Annotated in this window: 9 protein-coding genes; 2 read left to right on the top strand and 7 right to left on the bottom strand. The window is 72.3% G+C overall.

The features are described from left to right. Positions 1-57: 57 nt before the first annotated feature. Together ACFVUH_RS12160 and ACFVUH_RS12155 are read right to left on the bottom strand one after the other, a co-directional pair. A complete protein-coding gene (locus ACFVUH_RS12160; protein ID WP_387912768.1) occupies positions 58-459 on the bottom strand; it encodes a PIN domain-containing protein in 402 nt (133 codons plus the stop codon). Then, the gene (locus tag ACFVUH_RS12155) at positions 444-686 is read right to left on the bottom strand and encodes a type II toxin-antitoxin system Phd/YefM family antitoxin (protein WP_387912766.1); all 243 of its coding nucleotides are present in this window, start codon (positions 684-686) and stop codon (positions 444-446) included. The genes ACFVUH_RS12160 and ACFVUH_RS12155 overlap by 16 nt, the downstream gene beginning before the upstream one ends. A gap of 194 nt (positions 687-880) precedes the next feature. Here ACFVUH_RS12155 and ACFVUH_RS12150 point away from each other — a divergent pair, with 194 nt between their 5' ends. Next, entirely contained in the window at positions 881-1,459 is a 579-nt protein-coding gene (locus ACFVUH_RS12150; RefSeq protein ID WP_355372713.1) for a CAP family protein, read from the top strand. A 42-nt stretch (positions 1,460-1,501) separates the two neighbouring features. On the opposite strand, the gene ACFVUH_RS12145 is transcribed toward ACFVUH_RS12150, so the two are convergent. The 5 genes from ACFVUH_RS12145 to ACFVUH_RS12125 all read right to left on the bottom strand — a co-directional run bounded on the left by ACFVUH_RS12145 (position 1,502) and on the right by ACFVUH_RS12125 (position 7,428). Next, positions 1,502-1,963, bottom strand: coding sequence for a VOC family protein (locus ACFVUH_RS12145; RefSeq protein ID WP_355372716.1), 462 nt, complete (start codon positions 1,961-1,963; stop codon positions 1,502-1,504). 595 nt (positions 1,964-2,558) lie between these two features. Further along, the gene (locus tag ACFVUH_RS12140; protein WP_387912764.1) at positions 2,559-3,059 is read right to left on the bottom strand and encodes an ATP-binding protein; all 501 of its coding nucleotides are present in this window, start codon (positions 3,057-3,059) and stop codon (positions 2,559-2,561) included. A 193-nt stretch (positions 3,060-3,252) separates the two neighbouring features. Then, positions 3,253-4,515 carry an Ig-like domain-containing protein gene (locus tag ACFVUH_RS12135; RefSeq protein WP_387912762.1) on the bottom strand — a complete coding sequence of 421 codons (1,263 nt, stop codon included), beginning with the start codon at positions 4,513-4,515 and terminating at the stop codon, positions 3,253-3,255. A 175-nt stretch (positions 4,516-4,690) separates the two neighbouring features. Continuing rightward, a complete protein-coding gene (locus ACFVUH_RS12130) occupies positions 4,691-5,890 on the bottom strand; it encodes an Ig-like domain-containing protein (protein ID WP_387912793.1) in 1,200 nt (399 codons plus the stop codon). 260 nt (positions 5,891-6,150) lie between these two features. Continuing rightward, a complete protein-coding gene (locus ACFVUH_RS12125; protein WP_387912761.1) occupies positions 6,151-7,428 on the bottom strand; it encodes an Ig-like domain-containing protein in 1,278 nt (425 codons plus the stop codon). 264 nt (positions 7,429-7,692) lie between these two features. On the opposite strand from ACFVUH_RS12125, the gene glgX reads away from it, so the two are divergent. Further along, positions 7,693-9,897 carry a glycogen debranching protein GlgX gene (gene glgX, locus ACFVUH_RS12120; RefSeq protein ID WP_355372731.1) on the top strand — a complete coding sequence of 735 codons (2,205 nt, stop codon included), beginning with the start codon at positions 7,693-7,695 and terminating at the stop codon, positions 9,895-9,897. The last annotated feature ends 17 nt before the right edge of the window (positions 9,898-9,914 follow it).

The following is a 9,914-nucleotide window of genomic DNA, read 5'->3' as shown; positions in this document are numbered from 1 at the left end:
CGCCCCGGGGACCGCCCGGGCCCCCGCCCTCCGGGGGGGGCACGGGCGTTCCCGGGCTCAGCCCGCCAGAACGATCGCCCGCACACCGGGCAGGTCGGCGAAGGCCGCCGAGGCGTCGGTGGTCACCACCGTCCGAGCGGTTGCCAGCGCCGTGGCCGCGATGATCAGGTCGTGGGCGCCGCGAGGGCGGCCCTGTCGGCGGACGTGCGCCATCAGCCGCGCGTGGATCCGGGCCGTGTCGGGTGTGTAGTCCTCCACCGGAACGACCGCGAGCACCGCGTCCACGAAACCCTGCCGCGCGAGCCGACGCGAGTCGCTCGCCAGTTCGACGCCCAGATGGAGCTCGGCCGCCGTGACGGCGGCGATCGCCACATCGTCCTCCGGATCGAACAGGAGCCCGCCTCCGCTCCGCTCCGCCTGGATCAGGACACCGGTGTCGAGGATCAGTCGACGGGCCACTCGACCACCGTGTCCTCGAGCAGGGAACGCGCGGACGCGACGTCCGCGGCGAAGTCGTCGTCCGGGCGGAAGCGCCGCAGCACGTCGTTGAGGGCCGCCCCGTTGCCGGTCGGGGCCGGCCCGATGACGGCGATCCTCCGGCCGCCGCGGGTCACGACGATCGTCTCACCGTGTTCCGCCGAGTCGAGAAGGGCGGCAAAGCTCCTGGAAGCCTCTGTTGCGGTCATCAGCCTCATGGAATCAGATTATCTGAGACAGGCCTCGCGCGTCGATGTTCGCACCGCTTCCCCGCCCGCGGAAGCGCACCGGACGGTGCACGCGCTCGCTCGCAGGGGTGAACCGCCGCCCGTCCAGGCGGCGGGGGTCTCCGGCGACTGCCATCGTGGCCGCAACACCACTCCCACGAGCCCCCGGAGCGCGGATGAAGCACACCCGAACCGGTGTCCGCACCCTCACCACCCTGCTGCTGGCCGCCGTCCTCGGCGCGGCCGCCACCACCCCCGCCGCGGCCCGCGCCGCGCTGCCGGACGCCACCGACGCGGCCTTCGCCGACGACTGCCTGCGCGCCCACAACGAGTACCGCGCGCGGCACGGCGTCCCGGCGCTGGCCCTGGACCCCGCCGTCCAGGAGTACGCGAAGAGCCGCGCCGCCCGGCTGTCGACGTACGAGCGCCTCTCCGGCGGCCACGCCGGGCTCGACCCCGCATACGGCGAGAACCAGTCCTGGTTCGCCTCCAGCACCCCCGACCGCGCCGGCTGCCGCCGGGCCGTCGACGCCTGGTACGCGCAGGCCGGGAACTACGACTACGGCAACCCCGGCTACTCCGCCGCGACCGGCCTGTTCACCCAGGTGGTGTGGAAGTCCTCCACCCGCCTCGGCTGCGCCCGCGCCTACGGCCGCGGCGACACCTGGTACGAGACCTACGTCGTCTGCGACTACAACCCGCCGGGCAACGTCTCGCCCGAGTACGCCGCCAACGTCCTGCCGCCGCGCGGCTGACCCGGGCCGGCTCCGGCCCGCCGGCGAGCCCGCCCGCGGCCGTCAGCCGGCGGACATGCGGCGGTGGAGTTCGTCCAGCGAGGGGTTCTCCAGGTGGGTCAGGAAGACCCACACATGGCCCGAGGGGTCCCTGAGGATGGCGGTGCGGTCGCCGTGGAACATGTCCGTCGGCGGCTGGAGGACCTCCGCGCCGGCGGCCTCGGCGCGCTCGGCGAGGGCGTCGACGTCGGGGACGAAGACGTGCAGGGCGACGCTGGTTCCGCCGAGCGCGGTCGGGGCGGCGAACGGGGCGCTGTCGCCGGTGTCGCCCAGCATCAGGACGGACTGCCCGATGCTGATCTCCGCGTGCAGGATGCCGCCGCCGGGCGCGTCGAGCCGGAAGTCCTCACGCGCCCCGAAGGCCTTCACGTAGAAGTCGATCGCGGCGGCGGCGTCGCCGACCATGATGTGCGGGACGACCGCGTAGCGGTAGCGGTCGGGAACGACGCTGTCGGTGCCGGTCATGACGGATCCCCTCGATGGACGCCGCCGGCCGATCACCGGCGGTCTGAAGAGGACCGTAGGAGCTGAAGTCGGCTTCAGGTCAAGGGCCGCGGGCCGAAAACGGCGGCGAGCAGGCCCGGGAAGGCCGCGTCCGCCTCCGCCCGCCGCAGGGACATGATCCGGACCTGCCGTTTCGGGAGAATCGAAATGATCAAGGAGTCCCGCGATGCCCGCCCTCCGGACCCCGTGCGAGCCTGGCCCCCGAGCATGGAAAATAGTGTCGATCATGAATAATCTCAGGCGCCGGCATGAACCTATGCAAATTCCCAAGGTGAACTAAGTTACAAACCTTGAAATCGAAGCCGCCTGGTTTGCCCACATGCTGAGATCCGTGCGATAGTCGAGTTGTCCGACGGCGGACGCCAGCGACTGGCGCGCGCCCTGGGCGACGATGACTTCGGCCGGCCCGACCTGGCACGGCCGACACCCATCGCGCGGCACGCACCCCCTTGGCCGGCGCGATGACCTGCAGGGGCCCCCAGCCACCGGACCACGGTGAATTCGGGGGCCCCGCGTGTTTTCCCGGACCATCCCGGCCCCTCCCGGACCGGACGGCTCAGACCGCCCGGTCGCGGACCTTCAGCTCGAACCAGACGCCCTTGCCGCGCGGCAGCAGGTCGGCGCCCCAGCGGTCCGCCAGGTCGTCGACCACCTGGAGCCCGCGCCCGCGCTCGTTGGCCGGCAGCGGCTCCGCCAGGATCATGCACGGCAGCGCCCGCGAGGAGTCCCGCACCTCCACCCGGACCCAGCCCGGCTTGCGCGCCACGTGCAGTCCGATGGTCCGACCGGCGGCATGCCGCAGCGCATTGGCGACGAGCTCGCTGGTGAGTAACTCGCCGACCTCCAGGTGCTGGTGCAGGTCCCAGTTCTCCAGGGCCGCGAGCACCAGCCGCCGCGCCAACGGGCCGGTGCCCGGCCGGGACGGCAACCGCACCTCGCGCGGCGCCTCCCGGTCGCACAGCTTCCCGACGTACAACTGCTCCAGCTCGTCGGAGCTGAGCCGCTCCAGGGCCGCGAGGGCGTCCTGGAACGGTGCCCACGACGCGTCAGCGACCAAGCTGGATCCCGGAAGTGATGACTGATCTGTTTCGCCCCAACCCGCCATGCGCCCCATCATTGCGGAACGCAAGCGGCCGCGTACGGACAATGAGCAAACGATCACGGGTGTTTCGGCATATGCCGCGTGCAACCCGAACCCGCGTTCGGGCAGGTCCGGGTCACGGCGGGCCGCGGGTCGGCGGGCGCTGCGGCTACCAGGCGCTCCAGTCGAGGTTCCAGCCGCTGAGGCCGTTGTCCGGCGCCACCTGGCCGCGGCTGGAGTTCTGCACGGTGACGACGTCCCCGATCAGCGAGCCGTCGTAGAACTTGCCCGCCGAGGTGCCCGAGCCGCCGCCGTTGACGTCCTTCAGGCCCACGCAGCCATGGCTGACGTTGTCCTCGCCGAAGGCGTTGCTCCAGTAGTTGCCGTGCACATAGGTGCCCGAGTCGGTGAGCCGCATGGAGTGCGGGACCTGGAGGTCGTAGGGGTCGCCGGTCATCCCGGGCAGGGTGCTGGACTGCATCCGCACCACACCCTCCTTGGACATGACGACCATGGTGCCGTTCCAGGTCGGGTGCTCCGTCGAGCCGGAGGTGATCTCGACGACCGAGCTCTGACCGCCCTGGACCACCGTCATCCGGTGCGTCTTCGCGTCAACCGTCGAAATCTGGGATCGCCCGATAGTGAAGGGCTCGTCCCGGTCGACTCCCCCGTAGACGCCTGGGGCGATCTCCACGCTCTTCAGCCGGTACTGGACGGTGACCTTTGTCCCCGGGTTCCAGTACTTCTCGGGACGGAAGTCCAGCCGGCGATTGCCGAACCAGTGGCCCTTCACCGCGGTGCCGTCGCTGGTCATGAAGGTGATGCCGCGCGCCACCGCCTCCTTGTTCTTCACGTCCTTGTCGAAGGCGACCGAGACGATCATCCCGACGCCGTAGGTGGCGTCGTCCTCGACGTTGTCGCTCGCCTTCGCCTCGCGCTCGGGCGTGAGCGTGGTGAAGCTGCTGTCCGCCGAGGCGACCAGGCCGCCGGAGTCCGCCGCCAGCGCGCTCACCTGGTAGGCGGTGCCGACCGCCAGCGGACCGGACGGGGTCCAGCTCGACCCGTCGGCGGCGATGCTGCCGGCCACCTCGGTGCCCGCCCTGTCGCTCACCTTGACGGTGGTCAGCCTGCCGCCGGAGACCGCGACCTTGAGCGCGCCGTCCGGGGCGACGTCCACCGCGCCGGTCTTCGGCTCGATGTCCACCACGGCCTGCGACACCTTGGGGGCCGCGCTGGTGGCGGGCGCGCCCGTGGCCGACGCCGACGGGACCCCCGCGGCCCCGCCCAGCTCCGCCTTGGCCGCCCCCGCGTTCCCGCCGCCCCCACTCGCACCGCCGCCACCGCCGCAGGCGCTGGTCAGCACCAGCGCTCCCCCGACCAGACCCGCGGCCACCGCCCTGCGTATCGACCTCACCGTCGGTATCGAGCTCACTGTCGACTCCCTCCCTCGTGTCCGATGTCCGACAGTTACACGCGTTGTCCCTCGGACGAGGTTGCGCCGTCCGGGGCATGTTCCACCCGGAAAATCCGAGCGGCCCGACCCCCACGCGTGGGGATCGGGCCGCTCGTCGCCGTGCGTGACGGACGTTCCCGCCGGCGGGCAGGGGCTACCAGTTGGCCCAGCCGATGTTCCAGCCGCTCAGGCCGTTGTCGGGGGCGACGGTCTTCTCCTTGGAGTTCTTGACGACGACCACGTCACCGATGATCGAGTCGTTGAAGAACTTGCCCGCCACCGAGCTGTCGCTGCCGCCCTTCTCGTCCTGCATCGAGATGCAGCCGTGGCTGGCGTTGGTCTTGCCGAAGGGGCTGGCCCAGTAGTTGCCGTGCACGAAGGTGCCGGAGGTGGTCAGCCGCATCGCGTGCGGCACGTCCGGGATGTCGTACTCGCCGCCGAGACCGACGGTCTGCGAGTTCATCCGGGTGACCTTCTCCTTGCTGGAGATCACCATGGTGCCGTTCCAGGACGGGTTCTTCTCGTCGCCGAGGGACACCGGCACGCTGTGGCTCGCGCCGTCCCTGGTCACCGTCATCTGGTGGGTGGCCGAGTCGGCGACGGAGACCTGCGAGCGGCCGATGGTGAACGGCTCGTCCTTGTCGATGTCGCCGTAGACGCCCGGGGCGACCTCGACGTTCTTCAGCCGGTACTTGATGGTCACCTTGGTGCCCGGCGCCCAGTACTTCTCGGGGCGGAAGTCCAGGCGGCGGGCGCCGAACCAGTGGCCCTTGACCGTCGTGCCGTTGTTGGTCTCGAAGCTGATGCCCTGGACGACCGCGTCCTTGTTCTTGATGTCCTTGTTGAAGACCACCGAGACGATCATGCCGACGCCGTAGGTGGCGTTGTCGGCGATGTTGTCGTTGGTGGAGACCTTCTTCGCGGGCGTCAGCGTGGTGAACGAGGTGGTCGACGCGGCCACCAGGCCGTCGGCGTCGGTGGCCTGGGCGTTCACCTTGTACGCCATGCCGACGGCCAGCGCGGCGTTGGGCTTCCAGCCGCTGCCGTCTCCGGCGAGGGCGCCCTCGACCGGCTTGCCCTCCTTGTCGGTCACCTCGACCGTGGTGAGCTTGCCGTTGGCCACCGAGACCTTGAGCGCGCCGTCCGGGGCGACGTCCTGGGACCCGTCCTTGGGCTCGACGGTCACCACGGCGGCCGAGGTCTTCGGCGCCGCCGAGGACTGGCCCGGTGCCGGGCTGCCGGTACCGGCGTCCCCGCCGGTGGCACCGGCCGTGGCGGCGCTCTCGCCGCCGGCGTCGGTCTTGTCGTCGTTGCCGCTGTTGCAGGCCGCGGTGAGCAGCAGCACCCCGCCCATCGCCAACGCCACCGCGCTCCGACGGACGCGGCGGCGGGTGACGGTGGTGCGTATCGCGGCGTCGGCCGCCCTAACCTGCTTCACGGTTTCTCCCCTCCCGGTGTACATCTTGTAGACGCCCGGTTCGCCGGACGGGTTGCACCGGACCGGCGATCTTTCGCGCCGGGCTTCGGCGCGGCAAGTCAGGATAGCTGGGCCGAACGAGTGAACCCCGGGGAGGCCACCGGTGAACACCGGCGAAGATCATCCGTAGGCGGCGGTCACGGCGCCGGCGTTGACGAGGGCGCCGGGCCCGGGCTCGCGGAAGGGCTCACCGAGGGGCTCGCAGAGGACTGGAGGGCGCTCCCGGCCACCCACTGCGCCCAGGGCAGGTTCCAACCGTTCAGACCGTTGTCCGGCGGCACCACCTCCCCCGCCGCGGCCTTCACCTCGAACACGTCCCCCGGGATCGTGTGCTCGAACAGCCAGCCCGCCGGGGTCTCGGCACTCGCCCCGCCCTTGACGTCGGCCAGCCCGATGCAGCCGTGGCTGGTGTTGTCGCTGCCGAACACCGACGGGTTCGCCCAGTAGTTGCCGTGCACGAAGGTGCCCGAGCCGGTCAGCCGCATCGCGTGCGGCACGTCCTTGATGTCGTACTCGTCGCCCATCCCGACCGTCTGCGAGTTCATCCGGGTCACCCGGTACTTCTCGGAGACCACGAGCACACCCCGGTACGTCGCGTGCTTGGCGTCCCCGCCCGACACCTTGAGCGTGCGCACCGGCCTGCCGCCCTGGCCGGCCCGGACGGTCAGCGTGTGGGCGTCCAGGTCGACGGTGGACACCTGGGCGCGGCCGACGGTGAACCGGACCTCCTTGTTCTGGGTGCCGAACTCGCCCGGTGCGCCCTGCACGTCCTTGAGCCGCAGCGCGACCGTGACCCTGGTGCCCGGCGCCCAGTACGCGCGGGGCCGGAAGTCCAGCCGCCGGCCACCGAACCAGTGCGCGGCCACCTCCACCGGGGGGTCGGTGGTCACCGCGACGGCGCGCTCCACCGCGGCCCGGTCGGTGACCGGGCGGCTGAACCGCAGCGAGACCGGCATGCCGACGCCGACCGTGGAACCGTCCTCGGGGGTGAAGAAGGCGACGAAGGTGTGGGCGCGGGCCGTCGTGGAGAAGTCGGTGTGCTGGACCGCGCGCTGGCCCTGGTCGTCCTCGGCGACGGCGTCCAGGGTGAAGGCGGTGGCCAGCGGCAGCGGACCGTTCGGGGTCCAGCCCGTGCCGTCCGCGGCGAGCGTGCCGGGGACCTCGGTGCCCCGGGTGTCGGCGAGCCTGACGGAGACCAGCCGGCCCTGGGTGACCGACACCCGGACCGGGCCCTCGGCCGGCAGGTTCTGGGTGTCGTCGGCGGGCAGCGCGGTGATCGACGCCCGCGAGGCCTGCGGAGGACCGGCCGGACCGGCCGCCACTGCGTCCCCGCTGTGCTGCGCGCCGCCACCGCCGGAGCACCCGGCCAGCACCGCCAGGCAGCAGCCCAGCGCCGCCAGCCGCCGTACCCACATCCGGGGCCTCCCGCCCTCGCCGTCCGCTATCCCCCACAACGAGACCGCTCCCACCAGGACACGCCGGAGGCACCGCGCGGCCACTCCGGGCGGACCGGCCCGCGGACCCCTCCTCCGGAGCGGAAAGCCGGACCGGCCGACCCCCGGGGTGCGCGCCGGGGCGCCATCTGCCGGTAAGACGGCGTTCAGCCGCTTCCGTCCGGTGCGAACAGGGAATGAGAGACCGCACGGGGTCCGGGACACCCCGCCAGGGAGGGCACCGCCATGGCGTCAGGGCAGGAGCCGGCCACCGCCGTACGCACGCAGCCCGGCGGCGCGGTGCCGTGGCCGGGCAGCCGGCAGCCGCTGGGCGCCCGCTTCCACCCCGGGCCGGACGGCCGCCCCGGCACCAACTTCGCGCTCTGGGCCGCCGGCGCCGAGGCCGTCGACCTCTGCCTCTTCGACGAGGACGGCCGCGAGACCCGGCTGCGCCTCACCGAGCAGGACGCCCGGACCTGGCACGGCTTCGTCCCCGGTGTCCTCCCCGGCACCCGCTACGGCTACCGCGTGCACGGCCGCTGGGACCCGTGGACCGGCGCCCGCTGGAACCCGGCCAAGCTGCTGCTCGACCCCTACGCCCGGGCCGTCGACGGCGGCTACACCTCCCACGGTGCCGCCTGCGCCGCCGTCCGCGGCTGGCCCGAGGCGGAGGTCGCCGACACCGTCCGGGACAACCGCGACTCGGCCCCGTACGTGCCCAGATCCGTCGTCGTCCGGGACGACGACGACTGGTCCGACGACCACCGCCCCAAGACCCCCTGGGCCGAGACCGTCCTCTACGAGCTGCACGTGCGCGGCTTCACCCTGCGCCACCCCGGCGTCCCGCCCGCCCTGCGCGGCACCTACGCCGGCCTGGCCCACCCCGCCGCCCTCGCCCACCTCACCGGTCTCGGCGTCACCGCGGTCGAACTGCTCCCGGTCCACCACCACGTCAGCGAGGACCACCTCCAGGCCCGCGGCCTCGTCAACTACTGGGGCTACAACACCGTCGGCTACTTCGCCCCGCACGCCGGCTACTCCGCCTCCGGCTCGCGCGGCGGCCAGGTCGGCGAGTTCAAGCGGATGGTCCGCGCGCTGCACGCCGCCGGCATCGAGGTGATCCTCGACGTCGTCTACAACCACACCGCCGAGGGCGCCGAGCTCGGCCCCTCGCTGTCCCTGCGCGGCATCGACAACGCCGGCCACTACCGCCTGCCGCCCAACCGCCCGCGCGGCTACGCCGACTACACCGGCTGCGGCAACACCCTGGACACCCGCCGCCCCCAGGTGATCCGGCTGATCACGGACTCGCTGCGGTACTGGGTGCACGAGATGGGCGTGGACGGCTTCCGCTTCGACCTCGCCGCCGCCCTCGCCCGCGGCGACGACGAGGTCACCATGGACCACCCGCTGCTCTCCGCCATCGCCCAGGACCCGCTGCTCAGCCGGGTGAAGCTGATCGCCGAGCCCTGGGACGTCGGCCCCGGCGGCTACCGGGTGGGCGGTTTCCCCCCGCCCTGGGCCGAGTGGAACGACCGCTACCGCGACACCGTGCGCGACTTCTGGCGCGGCGCCCGCCCCGACGTCCGGGAGCTCGGCTACCGCCTCTCCGGTTCCTCCGACCTCTACCAGCACGCCGGGCGGCTCCCGTACGCCTCCGTCAACTACGTGACCGCGCACGACGGCTTCACCCTGCGCGACCTGGTCTCCTACGACCGCAAGCACAACGAGGCCAACGGCGAGGCCAACCGGGACGGCACCGACGACAACCGCTCCTGGAACCACGGCGCCGAGGGCGACAGCGCCGACCCCGATGTCACCGCCCTGCGCCACCGCCAGCTGCGCAACCTCATCGCCACCCTGCTGCTCTCCGCCGGCGTCCCGATGCTCACCGCCGGGGACGAGTTCGGCCGCACCCAGGGCGGCAACAACAACGCCTACTGCCAGGACAACGAGGTCAGTTGGCTGGACTGGTCGCTGCTCGACGACCCGGCCTGGCGCGCCCTGCGCGCCTTCACCGCCGCTCTGGTCCGGCTCCGCCGCCGCCACCCCGTGCTCCGGCAGCGGGCGTTCTTCTCCGGCCGGGCCACCACCGCGGGCGGACGGCCCGATCTGATCTGGTTCACCCCGCTTGGCCGGGACATGACCGAGACCGACTGGTTTGCGCCGTCCGCGACGCTCGGCATGCTCCTGTCGGGAACCGCGATCTCCGAACGCGACGCGTGCGGCCGTCCGCTGCTCGACGACAGCTTCCTTCTGCTCCTCAACGCCGGTGCGCGCCCGCTTCCGTTCGTCCTGCCGGGTGCCCCCTGGACGGCCGACGGCACCCGCTACGAGACCGTCGTCGACACCGCCGCGGAGGTCTACACCAGCCCCACCGGTCTACACCTTCCGAAGGACACGGTGCTGCTCACCGGCCGCTCCCTGCACCTTTTCCGGGTGACGCCCTGATCCGGCCGTGCACTTGG

Source organism: Kitasatospora sp. NPDC058032 (genome assembly GCF_042885845.1).
In the GTDB taxonomy this organism is placed as follows: Bacteria; Actinomycetota; Actinomycetes; order Streptomycetales; family Streptomycetaceae; genus Kitasatospora.
This window is presented reverse-complemented; position numbering and strand designations above follow the sequence as displayed.